Here is a 24,694-nt window from a genome sequence, read left to right as displayed (position 1 = left end):
CCTGAGAGATTTCACCGGCGGCCCGGTTCCGGGCCGTGATCCGGCTTTCACCCTTCGGTGAGGCAGCGCCTGCGGCCCTGCCTGCTTTCCAGAGTGCCTAACCCGAGCGGTCCCTGGGCCTGAGAGTTTCCGGGGCGGTTGCTCCTTCGGCGCCCGATCCGCCACTGCGGACCGGATCTCTCCCGCTCGGGATTAACGGCTATGTAAGCTTCAATCCCGGGCCGGCCTGGCGAGCCGGCCCGTTGCGGGAACCCTAGGCCCTGGGCGCGGAAAGTCAACCGGCGAGGTCGCGGACGGCGAAACGGCCCGCCTTCACGGCGTCACCGAGATTGGGGATTGCACCGCGGACTAAGGAGATCACCATGGCGGCATCTGCCAGACCTAAAGGGGAGACAGCGCATGTCCGGAGAGCCTGCCGTCGCGGGGCACTACACGCACGGCGCACTTCTGGCCGCCATCCGGGAGGGTCTCGAGGCCTTGGGCAAGACGCCCGAGACGGTCTCGGTCGAAGACCTCGCGCCGGTCGACGAGTTCCACATCGGCGGGCGCCAAGCCTCCGAGGACTTCCTGAGCCAGCTGCCGCTCGACGCCGAGGGCGAGGTGCTGGACGTCGGCTGCGGCCTCGGCGGGGCCTCGCGCTTCACGGCGAGCCGCTTCGGCTGCCGGGTGATCGGTATCGACCTGACCACGGAGTACGTCGAGACCGGCCGGACGCTCTGTGAATGGGTCGGCCTGGACGACCGAATCGCCCTGCACGAGGGCAGCGCCCTCGACATGCCCTTCGACGACGCGGGCTTCGACGCCGCCTACATGATGCACGTCGGCATGAACATCGCGGACAAGGAGAGCCTCTTCGCCGAGGTCTTCCGCGTGCTCAGGCCCGGCGCGACCTTCGGCGTCTACGACGTCATGCGCCTGGGCGAGGGCGAACTGGTCTTCCCGGTGCCCTGGGCGAGCACCGCCGAGACCAGCGCCGTCGCGGCGCCTGAAGCCTACAAGCGCGCGCTGGCGGCGGCCGGCTTCGCGGTCACCGCGGAGCGGAACCGGCGCGACTTCGCCCTCGACTTCTTCGCCGAGCTCAGGGCCAGGATCGCCGCCGCCGGAGGGCCGCCGCCCCTGGGCCTGCACGTCCTGATGGGCGCGAGCGGCGCGGAAAAGATCAAGAACATGGTCGAGAACATCGGCGCCGGCCGCATCGCCCCGGTCGAGATCATCGCCCGCAAGTAACGCCGTCGCCCGGAAGCCTTCGGGGACCGCCGAAGGGAACCTGCCCAAGCGAAATTGACACTGTCTACCTTCTCGGTTATCTTGGTTGACAATGTCAACTTAGGAGCTGAAGCCATGCCCCTCCCCGCCTTCGGCCGGGCCCTTGGCCCCATCATCGCAATCTCCGGACTAGTCTTCGCCACGGGCGCGCCAGTCCGCGCCGAAGCGATCACCGTCGTGGTCACCGGCATCGAGGCCGAGGGCGGCGAGATCGGCTGCGCCCTCTACCGCGGTCCCGAAGGCTTCCCGATGGACGACTCCCTGGCGACGGTGCAATGGCAGGCCGCCCGGCCCGGCGGCGTCGAATGCAGCTTCGACGGCCTGGCGCCGGGCGCCTACGCCGTCGCGGTGTCCCACGACTTCAACGGCAACCAGCGCACCGACACCAACTTCCTCGGCATCCCGACCGAGCCCTGGGGCGTGACCAACAACGTGCGCCCGATGCTGCGCGCGCCGCGCTTCGAGGAAGCCGCGGTCGAGCTGAGCCCGGGCGCGACGCTTCGGGTCCCGGTGGAGGTCGCGGAATGACCTCCTTGCAGGCCGCGCCCCGGCCACCGGCGGGCGGCAACGGCCTGCGTGGCCGCTACGGCCCCTGGGCCTTGGTCACCGGCGCCTCCGACGGCATCGGCCGGGAGATGGCCGCCTGTCTCGCGCAGGCCGGACTGGACCTGGTCCTGGTCGCGCGCCGGCGGCCGAAGCTGGAGCGAATCGCGGCCGAACTCGCCGCCCGGCACGGCATCGAGGCCCGGATCCTCGCCCTCGACCTCGGCGCGCCGGAATCCTTGGAGGCCGTCGCCGCGGCGACCGCCGAGCTCGAGGTCGGGCTGCTGGTCGCCTGCGCCGGATTCGGCACCTCGGGCGGCTTTCTCGAGTCCGACGGCGAGGCGGAGCTCGACATGGTCGACGTCAACTGCCGGGCCGTACTGGGGCTATGCAAAGCCTTCGCCCGGGACTTCGCAGCGCGGAAGCGCGGCGGCCTGATCCTGATGAGCTCGCTTCTCGCCTTCCAGGGGGTGCCGCTGGCCGCCAACTACGCGGCGACCAAGGCCTACGTCCAGACCCTGGCCGAGGGCCTGCACCTGGAGCTGGCGCCCCTGGGCATCGACGTCCTGGCCTGTGCGCCCGGGCCGATCCACAGCGGCTTCGCGGCCCGGGCCGGCATGAGGATGGGGATGGGTCAGAGACCGAAGGACATCGCCCAGGCCACCCTCGACGCGCTGGGCCGGCGGACCACGGTCCGCCCGGGCTGGCTGGCCAAGTGCCTGGAGGGCTCGATGGTTGGCCTGCCCCGCTGGGCCCGAACCCGGATCCTCGCGCAGGTCATGCGGGGCATGACCAAGCACCGCCTGCAGGGCGCGTGAGGGCCGTGACGTGGGCAGGTTCGCCGTGACCCTCGCGCTGCTCTCCGTCTTCGGCCTGGGCGGCTGCGCCATATCGACTCCGTTCCAGGGCCCCGGCTACGACCGCCGCGACGGCGTGACGGTCGACGGGGAAGGCCGGCTCGTGGTCGCCGTCACCAAGGCGGTGCTGCGCGACGACGGCGCGCGCCGCGCGACCTTCTGGGACTACGTCTTCGAGGTGGAAGCCAGCCTGCCGGAACGCCCCGGCTTCGTCGGCTATTCCCTGCGGCGGGAGCTGCTCGGCAAGCAGGCCTGGACCATGACCGTCTGGACCGATGAAGCCAGCCTCGCCGCCTTCGTCGAGAGCGACATTCACCAGGCGGCGATCCGCGAGGCCCTGGGCGCGCTGGCCTGCGCCCGCTTCGCCCGCCTGGAGGTCGCCCGCGACGAAGTTCCGGTCGCCTGGGACCGCGCCCTCGCGCTCTTCGAGGCCCAGGCGGCGCCCTGCGGCTGAGCCCGGTCCGGCGGCCCGCTCGACGGAACCGGGACGCCAGACTAGTCTGCCGCAGATGGCCGCGACCAGGAGCAAACCGGCGAATCTGCGCGAGGCCTGCCTCGACGAGGCCCTGGCGATCATCGAGGCCGAGGGCGTCGAAGCCCTGAGCCTGCGCGAGGTCGCCCGCCGCCTCGGGGTCTCGCACCAAGCGCCCTACAAGCACTTCCCGAGCCGGGATCACATCCTGGCGGAGATCGTCGCCCGAGCCTTCGAGTCCTTCGCCCGGCATCTCGACGCGCGGCCGCGCCGCGCCGATCCGCAGGACGATCTGGCCGGGATGTGCCGGGCCTACCTCGACTACGCCCGGGCCCATCCCCTGCAGTACCGCCTGATGTTCGGCGACCTGCTGCCCGACCTGAAGAAGCATCCCGACATGATGCGCCAGGCCAGGCACGCCTTCGCCCTGCTCAACGACTGCCTCACCCGGCTCTCGGCCCGGGCCGGCGCGCCGGCCTCGGAGTCCGCGGTCGCCCTCGACGCGCTCTTCGTATGGTCCGGCGTCCACGGCCTTGCCCGCATCCTCCAGTCCCGCGCCGCGCAGACCCTCGAGCTGCCCCCCGACGTGGTCGAGGCGGCGGCCGCGCACCTGGTCGCGCGCATCGGCCAGGCGCTGGAGCGGGACGAGGGCTGAGACGCCGCCCCTACTCGGCGGCGAGGGCGGCGGCCTCCGGCGTCGGAAGGCGTCTTGGAAGGGCCGCGACGGCCGCGAGCACCAAGAGGGCGGTGGCGGCCAGGATGCGAAACAGGGTATCGAAGCCCCAGGTGTCGTAGACGAAGGCAATCAGCGGCAGGGAGAGCGCCAGGACGGTGAAGCTCACCACGTACCGGGCGGCGTAGATGCGGGCTCTGAAGGGGCCGCTCGCCATCTTGCCGATCATGAAGTCGTTGATCGGGATCTGGCCGAAGGCGCCCAGCATGAAGCCCAGGGCCACGGCGAGCGCCAAACCGTCGGTCAACCCCGGCATGAGCGCGAAGAAGACCAGCTGCAGCGCCGCCACGGCGAGGAACACCGGCCGCGGGCCGACGCGGTCGAGCAAGCCGCCGACCACGAGCTGGGCGAGCGAGGCGACCGCGAAGACGACGAAGGCGAGCGCGCCGACCGCCGTCGCCACGTCGCCCTGGCCGGATGCGGCGGCGTCCTCGGTCCAGGCCGATAGCGCCCCCGCCAATCCCTGTAGGCGCTCGTCGAAGATCTTGGGCAGCGCGAAGGTGGTCGACTGGAAGATCAGGGATCCGAGGGCGGCGGTCAGGAACACGATCGCGGAAACCCGCAGCAGCAGAGCGCGGTAGGCGGCGGCCGCAGGCGCGCGACCGGCAGCGCCTTGCGCCTTCGGCTCTCTCCGCTCGTCGGACAGGCTGTCCCGGCGCAGACCGGCGTAGGCCAGCCCCACGGCGATCGAGAAGGCGCCGGGAACGAAGAACGCCATGCGCCACCCGCCATGGTCGATCAGGAAGCCGGTGATCAGGGCCGCGCAGGCGACGCCCAGGTTGCCCCAGACCCCGTTCACGGCGATCCGCATCCCGGTATCGCGCCACCTCAGGGTGACGATGGCGAGACCGACCGGGTGATAGATGGCCGCGAAGGCCCCGATCACGAAGAGGCCGAGGCCGATCTGCAGCGGGGTTTGGGCCAGGCCGGTGGCGATCGACGCCAGGCCGATGCCGAGGAAGAAGACGCACATCATGCCGTCGCGGCTCCACCTGTCGGCCAGCCAGCCGGCCGGCAGCGCGAAGACACCGAAGGCGAAGAATCCGGGCGTCGCGTAGACCAGAAGCTCGGCGTAGCCGACCTGCCATTCGCGATGCAGCGCCAGGGCCGCCACCGTCGCGAAGATCAAGGTGAAGAGGTGGTCCAGGAAGTGCCCGATGTTGAGCAGCAGGAAATATGCCCGGTCCCGGTTCATGACGGCCCCATCACTCGGCTTTGCAGGCCGACTTTGCCCTTGTCCGAAATACGATGTCATGCCAATTGTCGTCGCGAATCTGACAAATCGCACAGGGGGCCGCGAGGGCTATGGCCGGCCATACAAAACGGAGCACGGATCCCCGGGACTATCAGGACCTGCCCCAGGCCATCGGGGCGATGTCGAAGAACTTCGCCGACGGCGACGTCATCCCGCTCCACGCGCACGCGCGCGACCAGCTGCTCTATGCGATCCGCGGCGTCATGCGCCTGCGGACCGAGGCCGAGGCCTGGGTCGTGCCGCCGGAGGGCGCCGTCTACATCCCCGCCGGAACGCCCCACGCAGTCGGCATGCACGGCGACGTCGAGATGCGCACCCTCTACATCGACGCCTCGACGGGTCCCGAGCCGCGGCGCGCCCTCTGCGTAGTCGCGGTCTCGGCCCTGTTGCGGGAATTGATCCTCGCGCTCAGCGAGGAGCCGGTCGTTTACGAGGCGAACAGCCGCGGCGCCCTGCTCGCCCGCATGATCGAGCACGAGATCGCCCGGGCGCCGGAGCTGTCGCTCCACGTCCCGCTGCCGCGCGATGCGCGGCTGCAGCGGCTCTGCGCCGAGCTTCTCGCCGACCCCTCGGACCGCCGGACCCTGGAGGGCTGGTCGGCGGTCGCCGGCGCCTCGTCGCGCACCCTGGCCCGATTGTTCGCGCGCGAGCTCGGGATGAGCTTCAACCGCTGGCGCCAGCGCGTCCGCTTCCACGCTGCGCTCGAGGCCTTGTCCCGGGGCGAGCCGATTCCGCGCATCGCGGCCCGGCACGGCTACCGCAGCGCCAGCGCCTTCTCCGCCGCCTTCGCCAAGGTGATGGGCGCAACGCCCTCCAGGGTGTCGATCGAGCAACCGGTCCCGAGAGCGCTTTCGAGGTCCACTAGTTGCAAAGGCGGCCATCCGTCACGGCTGGCCGGCACGTCCTGAGAGCCACGCGCTGCGATCCTTCACCGCATTGGCCAAGAAACGCAAAAGCGCTTGGATGCGTGCCGTCCTGCGCAGATCCGGGTGCGTCAGGAGCCAGAGATCGGTCGACAGCGCGGGAATCGCCTCCCCGAAGCGCATCAGCCGCTGGTCGCCGTCGGCCAAGTAGCATGGCAGGACTGCGAGGCCGGCCCCGTCTCTGACCGCGGCAAACATTCCGAAAAGTGTATCCACGCGGTATTGGCAATTGTCGCCCAGCTCTTCATCGGCCATCCATCGTTCCAGCATCCGGTAGCCCATGCGCTCGTCCGGCCCCACCCATGACATGGAGCGTTTGTTCAGATCGCTTCCATTCTCCGGGATGCGATCCTTCCGGCCATAGATCGCCTGAGCAATGGTGCCGATCTTGCGCCCGAGAAGGGTCTCCGGAGGTGCGATAGAGGGACGGACCGCTACGTCAGCCTCACGTTTCGACAGGCTGAAGATCTCGTTCGAAACTGCGATCTCCAATGAGATATCTTGGTAGGCCTTGCGAAACTCGGAGAAGATCGGGGATAGCAGACCGACCAAAAGCGTATCGGTCGTGGTCACGCGCACCGTTCCTGACGGCCGAAGGTCCCGTCCCACAACGCGGCGTTCTACATCCAGAACCTCTGTCTGGATCCGCCGTGCCGCCGTTGCAACCTCTTCTCCAGCCAAGGTCGCCGCATAGCCGGCCCTCGATCGGTCGAACAGCTTGACGCCCAACCGTTTTTCGATCTCGCCCAGACGCCGATACACGGTCGAATGACTCAGTTCCAGCCTGCGCCCCGCCCCTGAAAGCGTGCCGGCCTCGACGACCGCAAGGACCAGCCAGAGATCATCCCAAACCAGCCGCCTGTTCATTCTTGCAAAGTAGATCGCCGTTTTTGGTAAATTACAGTTCTTCAGCGAACAGCCTATCCTGGTTGCCAGCAACTGCAAGTACCGTCGAGGAGCGCCAGGCTGTGCACATCCTGATCGTCCACTGCCATCCGGAACCGCTCTCTTTCAATTCCGCGCTCAAGGAATTGGCGGTTCACTCGCTGCGGCGCCTGGGCCATAGCGTCGAAGTCTCCGACCTCTACGGTGAGCGCTTCGACCCGGTCGAGAAGCCGGACCACTACAGGAATCGTGAAGACCCCGGCTGCTTTTCGGCACTCGCAGAACAATGCCATGCCAGCAAGACCGAGAGCTTGCCGGCAGAGGTGAAACGAGAAATCGCACGGCTGGAGCGGGCCGACCTCGTGGTGCTCCAGTTTCCCCTTTGGTGGCATTCGCAACCGGCCATGCTGAAGGGCTGGTTCGACAGAGTCTTTGTCAATGGGGGGCTCTATACCAGCACCATGCGCTACGACCGCGGATACTTCCGCGGCAAACGCGCCATCTGCTCGGTAACGACCGGTGCGCCCGCCGCGGTCATGGGGCCCGGCGGTCGCGGCGGCGACATCGACCAGCTTCTGTGGCCGATTCAATACTCGCTCCACTACATGGGATTTGCCGTGCTGCCGCCGTTTCTTGCGTTCGGAGTGCAGGGACACGGCTATGCCTATCAGGAGGAAGCCCGAGCCAATCAGCAGCTCGAGAGCTACAAGGCAGAATGGCGGCGGCGGCTGAAGGAACTTGAGCAGATCAAGCCGCTTTCCTTTCCCGGATGGGAAGATTGGGACGAAGGAGGTCAGCGGAAGCCGGATGGCGTACGAGATGAGCGCCCGGTTCCAGGCGGACCGACGGGCACTCCAGGTTAAACCCCTTCCCGCCGACTGCTCACTGGAGGGGTCGACTTCGGGCCCGAGTTCGGCCTGCCAAGGAAGGTCGTGCGAACGTCCAGTAAGGGTCGCTCACCGGCTTTGAACAAACGTCGGATCCTTCTCGGCCGTCAACGAAGAAGCCCTAGTCGAAGAGCGAGTTGATCGACTTTTCCAGGCGCTTGAAGAAGCGCTCCACGCCGGTCTTGCGCCGCTTGGTCTTGCGCGGCGCCGGCTCGGACCAGGAGCGGGGCTCCTCGGTGGCGGCGATGCGCTTGCGGGTCGCCGGCGGGGGGAGGAGGCCCTCGGCGTAGGCGCGGGAAGCGAAGTCGCGCCAGATCTGGGCCGGCAGGGCGCCGCCGGTGACGCCCTGCATCGGCGTCGCGTCGTCGTTGCCGGTCCAGACCCCGACCACCAGGTTCGCGGTGTAGCCGATGAACCAGGCGTCGCGGGAGTCCTGGCTGGTGCCGGTCTTGCCGGCGGCCGGCCAATCGAACTGCGCCGCCTTGCCGGTGCCCCACTCCACGGTGGCGCGCAGCATGCCGTCGATCGCGGTGGCGTCGCGCCGCGCGACCACCGGCGTCCCGCCGCCCTGCTGGCGGCGGTAGAGCGCGCGGCCGGAGGATTCCCGGATCTCCAGGATGCCCTGGGGGCGGACCGCGAAACCCTGGTTCGGCAGGGTCGCGTAGGCGCCGGTCAGCTCGAGCAGGCTCACCTCCGAGGTCCCGAGGGCGAGGCTGGGCGTGGCCTCCAGGCGGCTCGACAGGCCCAGGCGGCGGGCGGTCTCGACGACCTCCCGGCGGCCGGTCGACTCCGAGACCCGGACCGCCGCGGTGTTCAAGGAGCGGGCGAAGGCCTCCTCCAGGGTGACCGGACCGTGGAAGCGGCCGTCGTAGTTGCGCGGCGACCAGCCCTCGACCGTGATCGGCGCGTCCTCGATGCGCTGGCGCGGCGACATGCCACCCTCCAGCGCCGCCAGGAAGACGAAGAGCTTGAAGGCCGAGCCGGGCTGGCGCCGGGCCTGGGTCGCGCGGTTGAACTGGCTGGTGGCGTAGTCGCGGCCGCCGACCATGGCCAGCACGGCGCCGTCTGGGGTCATTGCGACCAGGGCCGCCTGGCCGACGTTGCGCGCCTCGCCCTCGGCCTCCAGGCGCCGGGCAACCACTGACTCGGCGAGGCGCTGCAGCCCCGGGTTCAGGGTGGTGCGCACCACCACGTCGCCGGAAAGTCCGCCGAGCAGCCCGCGGGCCTCGGCCTCGACCCAGTTGGCAAAGTAGCCCGCCCCCGCCGGCGCCTCGGGCAGGACCGCGAGCTCGGCCGGGGCGTCGCGCGCCTCGCGGTAGCGGGCGCCGTCGATGAAGCCGGCGTCCAGCATGGCCTCCAGGACCAGGCCGGCGCGGCGCCGGGCGGTCTCCAGGTCGCGGGTCGGAGCGAGCTGCGAAGGCGCCTTGACCAGTCCGGCGAGCATGGCCGCTTCGGCCAGGCTTAGCGCCTTGGCCGCCTTCCCGAAGTAGCGCCGGGCGGCGGCATCGGCCCCGTAGGCCCCGGCGCCGAAGTAGACCCGGTTGAGGTAGAGGGCGAGGATCCGGTCCTTGTCGAGGCGGCGTTCCATCCAGAGCGCCAGCATCAGTTCCTGGATCTTGCGTTCGAGGGTGCGCTCCGGCGACAGGAAGATCAGCTTGGCCAGCTGCTGGGTGATGGTGCTGCCGCCCTGGCGGATCTCGCCGGCCCGAAGGTTGATCAAGGCGGCCCGCAGCAGGCCCCGCAGGTCGACGCCGCCGTGGTCGTAGAAGCGGCGGTCCTCGATCGCCACCACGGCCTTGATCAGGTCGTCCGGCAACTCGTCGATGGTCAGGCGGTCGCCCTCGAAGCGGCCGCGGCTGGCGAAGGTCTCACCTTCCGCGGTCTTGAGCAGCAGGGAGAGCCCGCGCGAATCCTCGGCGAAGTCCTCCGGCAAGGGCAGGTTGAAGGCGTGGTAGCCGAGCAGGAGCAGGACCGCGAGGGCGCTGCCGAGGCCAGCGATGACCAGGTTCTTGACACCGGGGCGGCGGAAGCGGCGCGGCTGCCGGGAGGGCGGCGCCTCGGGGGCGGGGTCGACCGCGCCTTTCATCGGCCAGGGCGCGTCGCCGCGGCCGGAACGGCCTCGGAGCAGGCCGCGGCCGGCGGCCGCCAGGCGCGCGCTCAGGCGCCGGCAGGCCGGTCCGACCTCGAGCCCGCGCCAGAGGTCCAGAAGCCGCGCCCGGCCGAGTCTCTCGGCAAGGCCCTTGGCCAAGCCCTGGAGATCCAAACGCCCTTGGCGCTGCGGAACAGGCACCTTCGACATCCCCTCAAGCTGCGTGCCGATGCCGGGGGCCGGCGGCCCCCTTTGCGACGCCTCCCGAGAATCAAGGCGAAATCTGGCCGGAAAGAGGCAAGGACAGCGGCCCCGCCGCGGGAGGCCGCGGCGGGGCCTGTCCGGTCAGATCGGAGACCTGTCCCGGCCCTGACGCTGCGGGTCGCAGGCTACAGCGATCCCTCGATGACGAAGGCCACCGGAGTCACGCAGTCGCCCGGGATCAGGTACTTCACTTCGGACCCGCCGTCCCGCAGCTCGACCTGATGGGTATGAGTGTCGGCGAGCTGGTTCAGCGGCCAGCCGTCGCTGCCGTCCCAGTCGCTGGCACTGAGCGGCACCGGGAAGGGCGGGTTGTCGGGGTCGAAGGGACCGGCGATCTGGTTGCCGTTGAAGAAGGTCCGCTCGTTGGCCGCAAGGTTGTCGTTGCCGGCGCCGCGCTGGCCGTCGGCCCCGGCCAGGCTGAACAGCCCGGCGTAGTCCGGCCCGATTCCCGGATGGGCGAAGAAGAACGCCAGGTCCTGGCCGATCGAGGTCGTGCCGCTGAGGTCGTCGTAGATCGCCACGCCCCGCGGGTTCTCGGCGCTATTGTAGATCACGACCAGCCAGGCGCCCTCAAGGCGTCGATCCTGGGCCTCGGGATTACGCCAGGGGTTCTGTCCGGTGGTCGAGCTGTCCTCGTTGAAGACCGGCACCACCCGGTAGTCCTGGTTCGGATCGGCCTGCGGAACGAAGCGCGTGACGTCGGCCCGGTAGCTGTGGTTGCCGACGAGGCCCCAGCAGGGATCGGCGTTGTCGGCGACCTTCTGGCCCCGGACGTTGTTGCCGTTGAAGAGAATCGGCAGGGCGTCCCGGCCCTCGGCTTCCTGGTTGGAGAAGTTCCAATAAAGCAGCGCCCTGAGCACCCGACGGTCCTGCGGCACGCCCCGCAGGTGGATGGTCCCGGCAATCCTGTTGCGCAGGGCGACGCCGTTGATGACGTGCTCGGCCTCCTTGAACGCCAAGGTCGGCTCGAACTTGCGCTCGATGGCCTGCTCCAGCCGGAAGGCCCTCTCGTTCTGGGTCAGGAAGCCGCCTTCCTGGGCGGAGGCCGCCGTCGCCATGGGCAGGGCCAGGGCGGCGGCGATCACTGCGTGTTTCAATCGGTACATGGTTCACTCCTGTCTCTCTATGGCTGCCGCCGGTCACCTCGACCGGCGGCTCGGCACCCGGAACACCGCAGAGTCCGGGCGATCGCAGTCGGTTGCCGGATACCTTCCTAGGAGATCGGGAGGGGATCATTTTTCTAGCCATAGTCGCAACGACCAGGCCTCGTTATGGCTTCTCTCTAGCCCGCATCCGAGCGCATCGGGCGTGCGAATTCTCACCCCAGCGGGATAGATTCGATTAAAAATGTGTAATGTTTTTTGGATTCTGCGGGCCTACAGAGCGGCTGCGGCAGATTTTGCGGAGACCCCGAAAGTCCCGCATTCCCTGGGATGCAGCGGTCAGGCTCCCCGAAAAGCGGAACAAGGACTCATCTACTTATAAGGGAAATCCCCAGAGGCCCGCCGCGGCCCCGACGGAAAGGCCCAGAATGGCCTCAGCGCGAGGTGCGGCGATTGTACTCCACCTCGTCGCGCGACAGCACCAGGCCGATGTAGACGACATAGTCAGCACCGTTCTCACCTTCGCGCAGCGGAATGGTCGGGTCGATCTCGTCGATCTGCAGGATTTCGGTCCGGTTGCCCGGGAACTCCGCCGCCAGGTCGAACTCCTCGCGCGCCAGGATGTTCTGCTCCCGGTCGGCGACTGCGACGAAGTACCTGAACTCGACCTTGCGCGAGGTGTCCGCCGGCCCCCGGGTGGTCGCGAAGAGCAGGCGCAACCCGGCCTCGACCTCGTTGTCGCCGTAGGCACAGGCCACGTCGGCGTTCCTGATGGTCGTCTCGAAGACGACGTCGGTCAGGTCCCGGCCGCTGCCCTCGAAACGGGTCAGGCGCCCGGCGTCCTTGACCACCACCACGACCGGGCAGGGCGGCGGGCGGGTATCCTTGACGGTGCAGGCGGCGAGCAGGACGCCCGCCGCGCCCATGACGGCGAGGAGAACGCGCCGGCCGGTGGCCCGGGGACGTGGCTGTGGAGTCATCGCGGGTGGGCTGCCGGCTCGCTTGTCAGAGGGTGGAATGGGTGCCGTCGCAATAGGGCTGGCCCTTGGTCGCCTTGCAGCCGCAGAACCAGACCTCCTTGGTTTCCTCGGCCGTGAAGACCACTGGGGCGATGCCGGTTTCCTTGTGGCTTCCGTCGCAGAAGGGCTGTTTGGCGCTGCGCCCGCAGGCGCACCAGGCGTACTTCTTTCCGGCCTCGATCTGGGCCTGGTACGGCGCCTTCTGCGCCGGAATCGGATCTGCCATCCTCCCCTTCCTTCATCGGCCTTACTATATTAATGTCCGGGCGGATTACGCGGCACGGGCGCAGGCACTCTAAGCGTGCCCCGGGTCGAACACAAGAGCCCCCAAGGCCGCGGCCGAAACGAGGAAGATCATGGACAAACAGCCGCTTACCATCCTTCTCGCCAACCCGCGGGGCTTCTGTGCCGGGGTCGAGCGCGCCATCGAGATCGTCGAGCAGGCGATCCTGAAGTTCGGTGCGCCGGTCTACGTGCGCCACGAGATCGTCCACAACCGCTACGTCGTGGAGGCCCTGGAGGCCAAGGGCGCGATCTTTGTCGAGGAGCTGGACGAGGTGCCGGACGACGTGCCGGTGATTTTCTCAGCCCACGGCGTGCCGAAGTGCATCCCGGCCGAGGCCGAGCGGCGCCACCTCTTCTACGTCGACGCAACCTGCCCCCTGGTCAGCAAGGTGCACCGGGAGGCCGAGCGGCACCACAAGGTCGGCCACCATATCATCCTGATCGGCCACGCCGGCCATCCCGAGGTGATCGGCACCATGGGCCAGCTGCCCAACGGCTCGATCACCCTGGTCGAAAGCCCGCAGGACGCCGAAGTGGTCGAAGTGCCGGACCCCGAGAACCTGGCCTACATCACCCAGACCACCCTCTCGGTCGACGACACGGCCGAGGTGATCGAGGTCCTGCGCCGCCGCTTCCCGAAGATCCGCGAGCCGAAGAAGGAGGACATCTGCTACGCCACGACCAACCGGCAGCAGGCGGTCAAGGCGATCGCCGAAGGCTGCGACGCCATGCTGGTGGTCGGCGCGCCCAATTCCTCCAACTCCGCGCGCCTGGTCGAGGTCGCGACCAAGGCCGGCTGCTCCTACGCCGCCCTGGTCCAGCGCGCGGCGGACATCGACTGGTCGAGCCTCAAGCACATCAAGCGCCTGGGCATCACGGCCGGCGCCTCGGCCCCCGAGATCTTGGTCGAGGAGGTGGTCGGCGAGTGCCGCGCCCGCTTCGACGTGACGATCCAGGAGATCACCGTCACCCGCGAGCACGTGCAGTTCAAGCTGCCCCGGGTCCTGACCGAAACCTCGAAGCAGCGCGGGGCCGCCTGACCGCCACGGGCGGCCCGCCCGTGCGGCCCGAAATCCCCCGATGTGAACGCCCGGTTTGAATGGCCGTCTACACCGAAGTCTCCGACGAGGACCTCACGGCATTCCTGGCGGATTACGACCTGGGCGAGGTGACCGCCTTCAAGGGCATCGCCGAGGGCGTCGAGAATTCCAACTACCTGCTCCACACCACCGGCGGCAGCTTCATCCTGACCCTCTACGAGAAGCGGGTCGCGCCGGAGGACCTGCCCTACTTCCTCGGCCTGATGGAGCACCTGGCGGCCAGGGGCATCAACTGCCCGACCCCGGTCCCGGCCAAGGACGGCCAGGCCCTGCGCTCGCTCTGCGGCCGGCCTGCGGCCCTGATCTCCTTCCTCGAGGGCCTTTGGCCGAAGCGGATCCAGCCCTACCACTGCCGCGAGCTGGGCGCCGCCCTGGCGAAGCTGCACCTCGCCGGCGCCGATTTCGCCGGGCACCGGGCCAACAGCCTCTCCCTGCCCGGCTGGCGCCCCCTGCTCGAAAAGTGCCGGGCGCGGGCCCACGAGGTCCAGCCCGGCCTGGCCGACGACCTGGAGCGCGAGCTCTCCGCCCTCGAGACCGAATGGCCCACCGGGCTGCCCGAAGGCGTCATCCACGCCGACCTCTTCCCGGACAACGTCTTCTTCCTGGGCGAGAAGCTGACCGGTCTGATCGACTTCTACTTCGCCTGCAACGACTTCTTCGCCTACGACCTGGCGGTCTGCCTTAACGCCTGGTGCTTCGAACCCGACACCGCCTTCAACGTCACCAAGGCGCGCTTCATGCTGCAGGCTTATCGCCGGGTCCGGCCCTTCTCTGAGGCCGAGCTCGAGGCCCTGCCGCTGCTCGCCCGCGGCAGCGCCCTGCGCTTTCTGCTGACGCGGCTCTACGACTGGCTGAACCATCCCGAGGGCGCCCTGGTGGCGCCGAAAGATCCCCTGGAGTACCGGCGCAAGCTGCGCTTCCACCAGGAGGTCCGCGGCCCCGGCGCCTACGGACTTGACTGAAGGAGACACTGATCGTGTCGAGCGATACCGTCGAGATCTTCACCGATGGCGCCTGCAGCGGCAATCCGGGCCCGGGCGGCTGGGGTGCCATCCTGCGCTTCCGCGGCGAGCAGAAGGAGATGAACGGCGGCGAGCGCGAGACCACCAACAACCGGATGGAGCTGATGGCCGCCATCGCCGCCCTGGAGGCGCTGAAGCGGCCCTCTCGGGTCGAGATCACGACCGACAGCACCTACGTGAAGGACGGCATCACCCGCTGGATCCACGGCTGGAAGAAGAACGGCTGGAAGACCTCGGCCAAGAAGCCGGTCAAGAACCAGGACCTCTGGCAACGGCTCGACCAGGCCCTGGCGCCGCATCAGGTCGAATGGCACTGGGTCCGCGGCCATGTCGGCCACCCCGAGAACGAGCGAGCCGACGCCCTGGCCCGTCAGGCCGCCGCGCGCCAGATGATGTCCTGAGCCTGGCCGAAACGCCGTTGATCTTGCGCCACGGCCGTTGACTCCGGGCACGGCCGGGCCACCGGTGGCGCTGCCCTTCCAAGTCGCCCGACCGGCCGGACCGGCGCCCGCCCATCGCCAGGTCATACCTGGATTCGCGCCTCACAGGAGCGGGCCAAGCCGGGCCCGCTTCGCGACCGCGCAACGCGTGCAGACCGCCTCCGAAGCGTTTCCCGATGTCAACAAAGCCTTGGAAACACTCGCTTTGCGGGAAAGGAGCACGGCTATTCAAACCCTGCCGCTTGGCCTAGCATCCCGGGCCATCGCCCCGCGGAGCGACGGCGGCAGCCGCGCCGCGGAACCCGGCAACCACGGATCGCCTGGGACCACGACGCATGACGAAATCCTCCACCTCCCGTTCCGCCGCTCACCTCGTCACTGCCGAGGCCGAGCGGGCGCCTTTGATGACGCGCTTCCAGGCCCTGCGCCGGCGCAGCGAAGCGCTGACCGCAGGGCTGACGCCGGAAGACCAGGTCGTGCAGTCGATGGAAGACGCCAGCCCGGCGAAGTGGCACCTGGCGCACACCACCTGGTTCTTCGAAGAATTCATCCTGACCAAGTTCGCCGCGGACTACCGGGCCTTCGATCCCGACTACTTCTTCCTCTTCAACTCCTACTACGAGGGCGCCGGGCCCCGTCACGCCCGGCCGCGGCGCGGCCTGCTGACCCGGCCTTCGGTGGCCGAGGTCGTACGCTACCGCGATCACGTCACGTCCGCGGTGGAGACCCTGGCCGCCGAGGCAGACCCGAAGGCCTGGCAGACAATCGCGCCCCTGGTCGAGCTCGGCATCCACCACGAGCAGCAGCACCAGGAGCTCCTACTCACCGACCTGCTGCACGCCTTCTCCTGCAACCCCCTGAGGCCCGCCTACCGGCCCTATCGCCCGGCGGCGGTCGGCCGGGCGGCGGCGGCGTCCTGGATCGGCTTCGACGGCGGGCTCCACGAGATCGGCCACGAGGGCGAGGGCTTCCATTTCGACAACGAAGGCCCGCGCCACCGGGTCCTGCTGCGGTCCTACCGCCTCGCCGCGCGCGCGGTCAGCAACGGCGAGTGGCAGGCCTTCATCGAGGACGGCGGCTACGCGACGCCGACCTTGTGGCTGTCGGACGGCTGGGCGACGGTCCAGAGGGAAGGCTGGGAGGCGCCGGGCTACTGGGAGCGCCGCGACGGCGCCTGGCAGACCATGACCCTGGCCGGCCTGCGGCCGCTCGAGGCCGAGGCGCCGGTCTGCCACGTCAGCTTCTACGAAGCCGAGGCCTTCGCCCGCTGGGCCGGGAAGCGCCTGCCGAGCGAGGCGGAGTGGGAAGTCGCCGCGGCCGGGCTGCCGGTCGACGGCAACCTCGCCGGCGCGGACCTGATGCGCCCGCTGCCGGCACGGCAAGGCCATGGCCTGCGGCAGGTCTACGGCGACGTCTGGGAATGGACCCAAAGCCCCTATGCGCCCTACCCGGGCTACCGGCCGCCGGAAGGCACCGTCGGCGAGTACAACGGCAAGTTCATGTGCAACCAGTTCGTCCTGCGCGGCGGCTCTTGCGTGACCCCCGAGGGCCACGTCCGGGCGACCTACCGCAACTTCTTCTATCCGCATCAGCGCTGGCAGTTCACCGGCCTGCGCCTGGCGGAGGACGCCTGATGCGGAGCCGGACCGCCGAGATCGCGCCGTCGATGGAGTTCCACGACCTCGGCCACGAGGGCGAGGATTTCCGCGCCGCGGTGTTGGCCGGGCTCGGCCAGCCGCAGAAGCAGGTCCCGGCCAAGTTCTTCTACGACGCCCAGGGCTCCCGGCTCTTCGACCGGATCTGCGAGCTGGAGGCCTACTACCCGACCCGCACCGAGATCGGGCTGCTGCGGCGCCATGCCGGCGAGATCGCCGAGGCGGCCGGCCCCGAGGCCACCCTGGTCGAGTTCGGCAGCGGCTCGAGCCGCAAGGTCCGGATCCTGCTCGAGGCCCTGCAGGCGCCCGCCGCCTACGTGCCGATCGACATCTCGCGGGCGCACCTGATGGGCGCCGCCCAGGAGCTGGCCGAGGACTATCCCGGGCTGCCGGTGCACGCTGTCTGCGCCGACTACACCCGCGACTTCGCCCTGCCGCAGGCGGTGCCGGAGGACGCCCGGCTCGGCTTCTTCCCGGGCTCGACCCTGGGCAACTTCGCGCCGGCCGAGGCCGCCCGCTTCCTGCGGCGGATCGCCGGGCTGGTCGGCACCGGCGGCGGCCTTCTGATCGGCATCGACCTTCAGAAGGACGAGGCGATCCTGCACGCCGCCTACAACGACCCCGAGGGCGTGACCGCCGCCTTCAACCTCAACCTCCTGGCGCGGATGCGCCAAGAGCTGGGCGCCGAGCTGGACCTCGAGGGTTTCCGGCACGAGGCGCACTACAACCGGGCCCGGGGCTGCATCGAAATGCACTTGGTCAGTCGCCGGCGGCAGCGCATCGTTCTCGGCGACTGCAGCTTCGACCTCGAGCAGGGCGAGACCATCCACACCGAGGACTCGCGGAAATACAGCCTGGACGGCTTCCGCGCCCAGGCCCAGGCTGCCGGCTGGCGGCCCCTGGAGGCCTGGGTCGACGACCGCCGTCTGTTCAGCCTGCACTACCTAGTCGCCGCCTGAGCGCGCCGCGTCGCTTGCTGCGGGCCGGCCGGCCGGGCTTTACTGGACGGCCGTCAGAAGGAGGCCGTCCTGTCCGACAGCGCGCTCATCGACCGGCTGCTTCAAGTCGTGGAACGCGACATCCTGCCCAAGACCCGGGCCGGCGTCGCCGCCGGCAACAAGATCTTCGGCGCCGCCATCCTGCGGAAGTCCGACCTCACCCTGGTCGTCGCGGAGAGCAACAACGAGATCGAGAACCCCCTGTGGCACGGCGAGGTCCACGCCCTCAAGGCCTTCTACGAGCTGCCTCAGGCCGAGCGCCCCGCCACTCGCGACTGCCTCTTCCTGGCAACCCACGAGCCCTGCCCGCTCTGCCTCTCGGCCATCACCTGGAGCGGCTTCGACAACTTCCATCACCTCTTCAGCCACGAGGACACGCGGGACGCCTTCGCCATCCCCCACGACCTCCGGATCCTGAAGGAGGTCTTCCGCCTGGAGCCCGGCGGCTACGCCCGCAGCAACGCCTACTGGAGCGCCCACAGCCTCTCCGAGCTGATCGGCGATTGCGAGGCCGGCGTCCGGGCCGGCTTCGATGCGCGGATCGAGGCGCTGACCCGGACCTATGCCGAGCTGTCCGCGGCCTACCAGGACCGCAAGGCGGAGAACGACATCCCTCTCGGCTAGAGCGGGATGACACTAAGCCAATCCGGCTTCATGTCTGAATCCCGTTCTACTTCAATAGATTAGAGCACGATTCAGATATGAGGTTGCTTCAACCTCATATCATCGTGCTCTAGCCCTGGCGAGTCTGCGCCCTTGATGCGCCCCGACCGGAGGCGCTTTACTGGACGGATCGAAGAGGGAGGCTGCGATGTCGGAGGCAGGCCAGGACGGACTCAAGAGAACCGTACTTCACGACTGGCACGTCGGTGCCGGCGCCAAGATGATCGACTTCGGCGGCTGGGACATGCCCGTCCAGTACCCCAGCGGCATCATCCAGGAGCACCTGGCCACGCGCCGCCAGGCCGGTCTCTTCGACGTCTCCCACATGGGCCGCTTCCGGGTCACCGGACGGGGCGCCGAAGCCTTCCTGCTGCGGGTCCTGACCAACAACGCCCGCGCCCTGGCGCCGGGGCAGGCGCAGTACAGCTTCCTGGCCAACGAGACCGGCGGGGCGATCGACGACGCCTACCTCTACAAGCTGGACGAGGCCGACTTCCTGCTGGTCGTGAACGCCTCGAACCGGCCGAAGGACTGGGACTGGCTGCAAGCGCACAACAGCTTCGACGCCGAGCTCGAGGACATCAGCGAGCGCCTGGCGATGATCTCGCTGCAGGGACCGCGGTCCTCCGAGATCCTGGAGAAGGTGATCGGCGCCGGCGCACTGCCCGAGCACAAGCGCAACCGCCTGACGGTCACGCAGGCGGACGGCCACCAGATGATCGTGGCGCGGACCGGCTACACCGGCGAGGCCATGTGCTTCGAGCTTTTCGTCGACAGCGAACGCGTGCTGACGACCTGGGGCCAGCTGGTCGGTCACGGCGCGGTGCCCTGCGGCCTGGGATCCCGGGATTCGCTGCGCATGGAGGCGGGGCTGCCGCTCTACGGCCACGAGCTGGGCCTCGACCCAGAGGGCCAGGAGATCCCCATCTTCGCCAACGCCCTGGCCGCCTTCGCGGTGCGCCCCGAAGGTCTGGACGGTTACATCGGACAGGAGCAGCTGGAGCGGCAGCGCGACGAATTCGTGCGGATCAAGCGGGGAGAGCTGGACACGCCGGTCGAGCAGCGCTGCCTGAAACACTTGGTGCAGCCGATCGCCGTCTTCGGCGCCCGCCGGCCCCTGCGCGCCGGCTTCAAGGTCTTGTTGGAGGGCGCGCCCGTCGGCTTCGTCACCTCGGGCAGCAGCGTTCCCTACGCGCGCTTCAAGGGCGGCGGGGTCACGGCTGCACCCGCCGAGGACCACGAGCTCAGGCCGATCGGCCTGGCCTTGCTGCACTCGACCATCGCCTATCGGACCGACCGGCCGGTGGTCCTCGAGGTCGCGGACGCCCGGGGCAACAGCTTCGAGGCGGAGCTGGTCGAAAAGAACCTCTGGCCCCTGCCGCCCTACGGCCGGCCCTACACCGGCTTCACCGGTCCGCGCGCGATCCGGAGCCTGGAGGGCGCGGACGCCTCGGCCCTCGCCGCGCAGCTCGCCGAGGATGCGAAAGGCAACACCGAATGGCGGCGGCGCGAATGCATCAACCTGATCCCCTCGGAACAGACCGTCTCCGACTACGTCGACCGGCTGGTCTCCGCGGATCCCGCCGGCCGCTACAACGAGCACAACCGGGTGCCAGCGCTGGGCCCGGAGGCGCCGGACGTGCGCTACTACAAGGGCACTGGCTTCATCATGGAGAAGGAGGAGGAACTCAAGGCGGCGCTGCGCACCTTCTTCGACTGCGCGCGGGTCGAGCCCCGGGTGATCAGCGGGCAGATGGCGAATGACACGGTCTATGACGCCTTCCTGCAGTTCAAGAACCGGCATCGCCGGGGCGGACAGCCGCGCCGCCTCAACCGCGTCCTGGTCCACGACCTGAACAAGGGCGGGCACCTCAGCGCGCAGCCGACCGGCGCGCTGCGCAACTACGTCGCCCGGGACCCGGAGAGCGGGCAGCCGGCGGTGGAGCATTTCCCGATCCGGGACGACAACCCGCATCGCATCGACGTCGAGGCGACCAAACGCCTGATCGCCGAGACCCGGCCGGAGCTCCTGGTCTTCGGGCGCAGCGTCATCATCCACAAGGAGCCGGTCGAGGAGATCGCCGGCTTCGTCCACGACGAATGGGGCCGCGACAACCCGGAACGACCGCTGATCATGTACGACGGCGCCCACGTCCTGGGCCTGCTCGGGCCCTATTTTCAGGACCCGCTCGCCGAGGGCGCCGATGTCGTGACCGGCTCGACCCACAAGTCGTTCTTCGGGCCGCAACGCGGCGTCATTCTGAGCAACATCGGCCCCGGGCATCCATTCGAGGACTTCTGGCGCTACGTGGAATCGCGCACGTTCCCCGGGCACGTGAGCAACCACCATCTGGGCACGTTGCTGGGGCTGCTCGGCGCCACCTACGAGATGATGCAGTTCAAGGACGAGTACCCCCGACAAGTCGTGGCCAATGCGAAGGCTTTCGCCAGAGGGCTGGCGGCGGAGGGGCTGGTGCTCGAGGGCGACCCTGCTTGCGACTACACCGAGACGCATCAAGTGTTGCTGCGCGGCGCCCGCGCCAAGGGGGAGTATCTGGCGACGCTGCTGGAGACCAACCACGTCATTACCAATCCACAGGCCTACTACGACGACCCTAGCTTCGCCGCCGCCAGCGGCGTGCGGATGGGCGCGCAGGAGATGACGCGTTACGGGATGAAAGAGGATGACTTCGGCACGCTCGCCACGCTCCTCGCCGAGATCATCCGCGACGGTAGCCGGGAACCCGAAGGTCACTGGCGGTCGCAGGTCGGCGAACTGAGATCGGGCTTCGCCACCTTGCAGTACTGCTTCTAGGCGAAGGCGAATCGGGCGGTCAGGGCTCGAGCAGCAGAATCGTGATGTCGTCGTCGCTGAGCGAGTGGGTCCGGCCGAGCTCACCGATGACCCGGGCCAGTCGTTGTCGGGCCGGCACTTCGGACAAGTCGCGCAGCAGCTTGACGGTGTCGTCGTAGTTGTGGCGCGAGCCGTCCTTGGCCGGCGCCTCGATCAGGCCGTCGGAGAACAGATACATGCATCCCTCGCCGAGGCGCCGGGTCTCGGTGCGATAGTCACAACCGGGAACGATACCGAGCGGGGGCGCCTGGGCGGGCACCACGCTCGAGGCGCCGCGCGCATCGAACAGCAGCGCCGGCGGATGACCGGCGTTGACCAGCTCGACGGTGCGCTCGCCCGGATCGTAGAGCCCCGCCGCCATGGTAACGAACATACCGTGCACCGAGAGTTCGCACAGCTCCGCATTGATCAACGCCATCAGCTTGCGGGGCTCGTGCACGAGCTTGCCGAGACAGTGAAACAGGCTGCTCGTCTTCGCCATCAGCAGCGCGGCGTCCATGCCCTTGCCCGAGACGTCCGCGAGCGCGAAATAGTACCGCCCGTCGCGCAGCCGGAAGTAGTCGAAGAGATCGCCGGAGAGCTCTCGGGCCGGTGCGTTGATGCCGACGAAAGGGCAGCTAGCGCGTTTCTCCAGCGGCTCCGGCCGACTGGGCAGGGGTAAGAGGCTGCGCTGAATCACCCGCGCCTTGTCGAGCTCGCGTTGGATCCGCTCGGCCAGCGCGTCGCGCTCCGACAGGCTGTGCTGCAGTCGCCAGTTGAGCTCTTGGAACGTCAGATTCTCCTCCGCCAGAACCAGATTGGCCTCGCGCAGGACGTCGTCGAATCGGATGTCGCTCTTTATCTGCAGCCCGAACGCCGCCCCCGCCTGCTCGACGTTGTCGAGCGTGCTCGCCATCAGCTCGTCGCACGCCTCCTCCGACCAGCCCCATAGCCTGGACAGCACCTGGCGGGTACGCCGCATCGCCTGGGGCCGGTCCTCGGCGGTCGCGATACAAGCCAGCCAATCGGCGGAGTACGCCATGCGGCACATCCGAGAGCCGGCGTCCTCGGCACGGCGAGCACGATGGTGCCCGCCGAGCACTCGGGCCAAGTCCTCGGGGAGCTTCCAGGCGTGGACCAGCGCGTGGCCGACGTCGTCGTGGGTGGCGCCGAACGTGTCGCGCTCCAGCGCGTAACGCGAATCCGGATCGGCGCGCTGCATGGCATCCCACAGCGGGGCCGCGTCGGGGCGAGAGAAAACCATCGCCAGCAGGCCGATGTCGAGCAGCAAGCCGACGGTGAAGCATTCGTCCGGGCTCAGTCCGACTCGCTCACCGAGCAGCCGCGCCGCCACCGCCCGGTGCAGGGCCGCTTCCCAGAAGCGTGCGGTGTCGACGCCCTCGACTGCCCCGGAGCCGAGGGCATCTCGAATCGCGACGCAGAAGACGAGATTTCTCAGCGCGCGCTCGCCGAGAATCGATATACCTCGGCTCAGGGTTCGGATCTGCCCCCCGAATCCGAAGTAGGCGGAGTTGACGATGCGCAGTATCTCCGCGGCCAGCCCCGGATCGGTGCTCACGATCTCCGACAGCTTGCGACTGTCGGTGCTCTTCGAGGCACAGGCCTCGATTATCCGGATTGCCGCTTCCGGCGGGGATGGCAAGTCCGAGGGCCGGATGTCACCGAGCCGATCGGCTATCGACGGTTCCGCGACGGACAGCTCTGCGGCAGGATTCAAATTCCTGACCTCGCACCGGTCGGGCTACGGGGGCGCAACGAGTCCAACCAATGCGCCAGCTTGGTCTTGCCCATATCGGCCGGCGCGTCGGTTCACTTGACAACGGAGCGGCCACGTCGTGGAGTCTGCCCCGTTGCATGATAGCTGCCGCGAGTGCGCGCCGAAGCTGGGAACGGGTGGCGGTTTCGAAGCTCGCGCGGGCACGTCGCTGCGCCGCCCGAATGGGCCGAGGATTGGGACCGTGCGACCGGTTCGAGTGAGGACGCCATGACCGTGAATCGAGACGAGGCCGGAGTCGAGCACCGCGAGGCAGGCGTGCGAGGAGGACGCGGCCGGGCACCGGGGCTCGATACCGCGGACCCGGCCGACGGCGGTGTCGATCTGGCCGTGCATCGGCTGCGTGAAGCGATCGAGCGCCTGGCGGACGGGTTCGTGATCTTCGACGCCGAGGAACGGCTGGTCGTTTGCAATCGAAGATATCTCGAGATCTACCACCCGGCGAGCGCGCGATGGGGTCCGGGCACGCCGCTGCAAGCGGCCGCCCGCGATGCGGCCATCCACTGCGTGGGGCTCGAGGCCGAGGATGAGATCGAGGCCTGGGTTCAGGACCGAGTTCGATCTCACCGCAACCCACAAGGATGGACCGAGCAGGCGCTAAGGGGCGGGAGATGGATCCGCGTCGGTGAATTCCCGATGCCCAGCGGGGGCAGCGTCGGCGTCAGGACCGATATCACGGAGCTCAAACGGGCCCAGGAGCGGGCGCGGGAGAGCGAGATGCGCTTTCGGACGCTGATCGAAGGGTCGCTCCAGGGGGTCGTCGTGCATCGGCGCTGGAAGCCGCTGTATGCGAATCGGGCGAGTGCGGAGCTCCTCGGCTACGAGGGACCGGAGGAGATCCTGTTCCTGCCCTCGATGAGAACGGTGTTCGCGCCGTACGAGCACGAGCGGCTGAGTGGTTATGGTCAGGCGCGGCTCTCGGGCGACCCCGCACCGGACCAGTACGACGTGGACGTCGTGCGCAAGGACGGTTCGGTCATCACGGTGCGCAACCTCGCGCGCCGGATCCTCTGGGAGGGGGAGCCGGCGGTCCTGAGCACGCTGGTCGACGTGACCGAGCAGCGCCGCGCCGAGCAAGCGCTGCGCCAGAACGAGGAGAGCCTCAACGCGATCCTCAACAGCTTGCCGGTTGCGGTGAGCGTGAAGGACAAGCACGGGCGCTACATGTTGGTCAACCGGGCGTACGAGCGGCTCTACGGCATCGTCGGCGCGAGCGCCCGCGGCGAGCGGCCCGAAGACGTGCTCGTGGAGTCTCCGGCGCAGACCGAGACCCGGCGCGCCCACGAACGCGAGGTCATCGAGTCGGGCACCGTCATGGCTCGGGAGCAAGAGCTCGAGGACGGGGCCGGATCACGACGCAACGTGCTGATCGAGAAAACGCCCTTTCTCGACGCCACCGCCACCGTGGTTGGGGTATGCACCGCCATCACCGACGTAACCGAGCTCAAGCTCGCGCAACGCGAGCTGGCCCGGCACCGGGACCATCTCGAGGAGCTCGTGAGCGAGCGCACCCGAGAGCTGCGCAAGACGCACAACGAGCTGTTGCGCAGCGCACGGCTGGTCACCCTCGGCCAGCTCACCGCGACGGTGAGCCACGAGCTGCGCAA

22 protein-coding genes and 1 riboswitch are annotated in these 24,694 nt (G+C 68.8%); of the genes, 15 read left to right on the top strand and 7 right to left on the bottom strand.

Going from position 1 to position 24,694, the window contains the following annotated elements:
• Positions 1–97: 97 nt before the first annotated feature.
• A riboswitch (glycine riboswitch) is annotated at positions 98–195 on the bottom strand.
• 204 nt (positions 196–399) lie between these two features.
• The 5 genes from QNJ30_03855 (at position 400) to QNJ30_03835 (ending at position 3,793) form a co-directional block, all read left to right on the top strand.
• On the top strand, positions 400–1,227 hold the full coding sequence (locus QNJ30_03855; protein ID MDJ0942569.1) for a methyltransferase domain-containing protein: 828 nt from the start codon (positions 400–402) through the stop codon (positions 1,225–1,227).
• A 114-nt stretch (positions 1,228–1,341) separates the two neighbouring features.
• Positions 1,342–1,794: a DUF2141 domain-containing protein gene (locus QNJ30_03850; GenBank protein MDJ0942568.1), complete on the top strand. Its 453-nt coding sequence runs from the start codon at positions 1,342–1,344 to the stop codon at positions 1,792–1,794.
• A complete protein-coding gene (locus QNJ30_03845) occupies positions 1,791–2,627 on the top strand; it encodes an SDR family NAD(P)-dependent oxidoreductase (GenBank protein MDJ0942567.1) in 837 nt (278 codons plus the stop codon). Before QNJ30_03850 ends, QNJ30_03845 begins: the two co-directional genes overlap by 4 nt.
• Before the next feature lie 10 nt (positions 2,628–2,637).
• Positions 2,638–3,120: an antibiotic biosynthesis monooxygenase gene (locus tag QNJ30_03840; GenBank protein MDJ0942566.1), complete on the top strand. Its 483-nt coding sequence runs from the start codon at positions 2,638–2,640 to the stop codon at positions 3,118–3,120.
• Positions 3,121–3,175: 55 nt separating this feature from the next.
• Positions 3,176–3,793, top strand: coding sequence for a TetR/AcrR family transcriptional regulator (locus QNJ30_03835; protein MDJ0942565.1), 618 nt, complete (start codon positions 3,176–3,178; stop codon positions 3,791–3,793).
• Positions 3,794–3,803: 10 nt separating this feature from the next.
• On the opposite strand, the gene QNJ30_03830 is transcribed toward QNJ30_03835, so the two are convergent.
• The gene (locus tag QNJ30_03830; protein ID MDJ0942564.1) at positions 3,804–5,066 is read right to left on the bottom strand and encodes an MFS transporter; all 1,263 of its coding nucleotides are present in this window, start codon (positions 5,064–5,066) and stop codon (positions 3,804–3,806) included.
• 110 nt (positions 5,067–5,176) lie between these two features.
• Between QNJ30_03830 and QNJ30_03825 the strand changes: the two genes are divergently transcribed.
• Positions 5,177–6,034: a helix-turn-helix transcriptional regulator gene (locus tag QNJ30_03825; protein MDJ0942563.1), complete on the top strand. Its 858-nt coding sequence runs from the start codon at positions 5,177–5,179 to the stop codon at positions 6,032–6,034.
• On the opposite strand, the gene QNJ30_03820 is transcribed toward QNJ30_03825, so the two are convergent.
• Positions 6,011–6,994 carry a LysR family transcriptional regulator gene (locus QNJ30_03820; GenBank protein ID MDJ0942562.1) on the bottom strand — a complete coding sequence of 328 codons (984 nt, stop codon included), beginning with the start codon at positions 6,992–6,994 and terminating at the stop codon, positions 6,011–6,013. The genes QNJ30_03825 and QNJ30_03820 overlap by 24 nt on opposite strands.
• 23 nt (positions 6,995–7,017) lie before the next feature.
• Here QNJ30_03820 and QNJ30_03815 point away from each other — a divergent pair, with 23 nt between their 5' ends.
• Positions 7,018–7,797 (top strand): NAD(P)H-dependent oxidoreductase, encoded by a 780-nt coding sequence (locus tag QNJ30_03815; GenBank protein MDJ0942561.1) that lies wholly within the window; start codon positions 7,018–7,020, stop codon positions 7,795–7,797.
• 145 nt (positions 7,798–7,942) lie between these two features.
• Here QNJ30_03815 and QNJ30_03810 read toward each other — a convergent pair whose 3' ends face one another.
• The 4 genes from QNJ30_03810 to QNJ30_03795 all read right to left on the bottom strand — a co-directional run bounded on the left by QNJ30_03810 (position 7,943) and on the right by QNJ30_03795 (position 12,522).
• A complete protein-coding gene (locus QNJ30_03810; protein MDJ0942560.1) occupies positions 7,943–10,111 on the bottom strand; it encodes a PBP1A family penicillin-binding protein in 2,169 nt (722 codons plus the stop codon).
• A 188-nt stretch (positions 10,112–10,299) separates the two neighbouring features.
• Complete coding sequence (locus QNJ30_03805; protein ID MDJ0942559.1) at positions 10,300–11,280, bottom strand: hypothetical protein; 981 nt, start codon at positions 11,278–11,280, stop codon at positions 10,300–10,302.
• 431 nt (positions 11,281–11,711) lie between these two features.
• Positions 11,712–12,257 (bottom strand): hypothetical protein, encoded by a 546-nt coding sequence (locus tag QNJ30_03800; GenBank protein MDJ0942558.1) that lies wholly within the window; start codon positions 12,255–12,257, stop codon positions 11,712–11,714.
• A 25-nt stretch (positions 12,258–12,282) separates the two neighbouring features.
• Entirely contained in the window at positions 12,283–12,522 is a 240-nt protein-coding gene (locus QNJ30_03795) for a CDGSH iron-sulfur domain-containing protein (GenBank protein ID MDJ0942557.1), read from the bottom strand.
• A 130-nt stretch (positions 12,523–12,652) separates the two neighbouring features.
• On the opposite strand from QNJ30_03795, the gene ispH reads away from it, so the two are divergent.
• The 7 genes from ispH to gcvT all read left to right on the top strand — a co-directional run bounded on the left by ispH (position 12,653) and on the right by gcvT (position 21,274).
• Complete coding sequence (gene ispH, locus QNJ30_03790; GenBank protein ID MDJ0942556.1) at positions 12,653–13,621, top strand: 4-hydroxy-3-methylbut-2-enyl diphosphate reductase; 969 nt, start codon at positions 12,653–12,655, stop codon at positions 13,619–13,621.
• Between the two features lie 59 nt (positions 13,622–13,680).
• Positions 13,681–14,643 carry a homoserine kinase gene (locus QNJ30_03785; protein MDJ0942555.1) on the top strand — a complete coding sequence of 321 codons (963 nt, stop codon included), beginning with the start codon at positions 13,681–13,683 and terminating at the stop codon, positions 14,641–14,643.
• Between the two features lie 14 nt (positions 14,644–14,657).
• Entirely contained in the window at positions 14,658–15,104 is a 447-nt protein-coding gene (gene rnhA, locus QNJ30_03780) for a ribonuclease HI (GenBank protein ID MDJ0942554.1), read from the top strand.
• Between the two features lie 374 nt (positions 15,105–15,478).
• On the top strand, positions 15,479–16,777 hold the full coding sequence (egtB, locus tag QNJ30_03775; protein MDJ0942553.1) for an ergothioneine biosynthesis protein EgtB: 1,299 nt from the start codon (positions 15,479–15,481) through the stop codon (positions 16,775–16,777).
• Positions 16,777–17,757 carry an L-histidine N(alpha)-methyltransferase gene (gene egtD / locus QNJ30_03770; protein MDJ0942552.1) on the top strand — a complete coding sequence of 327 codons (981 nt, stop codon included), beginning with the start codon at positions 16,777–16,779 and terminating at the stop codon, positions 17,755–17,757. Before egtB ends, egtD begins: the two co-directional genes overlap by 1 nt.
• Before the next feature lie 108 nt (positions 17,758–17,865).
• Entirely contained in the window at positions 17,866–18,420 is a 555-nt protein-coding gene (locus tag QNJ30_03765) for a nucleoside deaminase (GenBank protein MDJ0942551.1), read from the top strand.
• A 187-nt stretch (positions 18,421–18,607) separates the two neighbouring features.
• Positions 18,608–21,274 (top strand): glycine cleavage system aminomethyltransferase GcvT, encoded by a 2,667-nt coding sequence (gcvT, locus tag QNJ30_03760; GenBank protein MDJ0942550.1) that lies wholly within the window; start codon positions 18,608–18,610, stop codon positions 21,272–21,274.
• 19 nt (positions 21,275–21,293) lie between these two features.
• Here the strand turns inward: gcvT and QNJ30_03755 are convergent, their stop codons facing one another.
• Positions 21,294–23,030, bottom strand: a complete 1,737-nt coding sequence (locus QNJ30_03755) for an HDOD domain-containing protein (protein MDJ0942549.1) — start codon at positions 23,028–23,030, stop codon at positions 21,294–21,296.
• 267 nt (positions 23,031–23,297) lie between these two features.
• Between QNJ30_03755 and QNJ30_03750 the strand changes: the two genes are divergently transcribed.
• Positions 23,298–24,694, top strand: a 1,397-nt coding sequence (locus QNJ30_03750) for a PAS domain S-box protein (GenBank protein MDJ0942548.1), incomplete at its 3' end; no start/stop codon positions are given.

It is taken from the genome of Kiloniellales bacterium (assembly GCA_030066685.1).
Classification (GTDB): domain Bacteria; phylum Pseudomonadota; class Alphaproteobacteria; order Kiloniellales; family JAKSBE01; genus JAKSBE01.
This window is presented reverse-complemented; position numbering and strand designations above follow the sequence as displayed.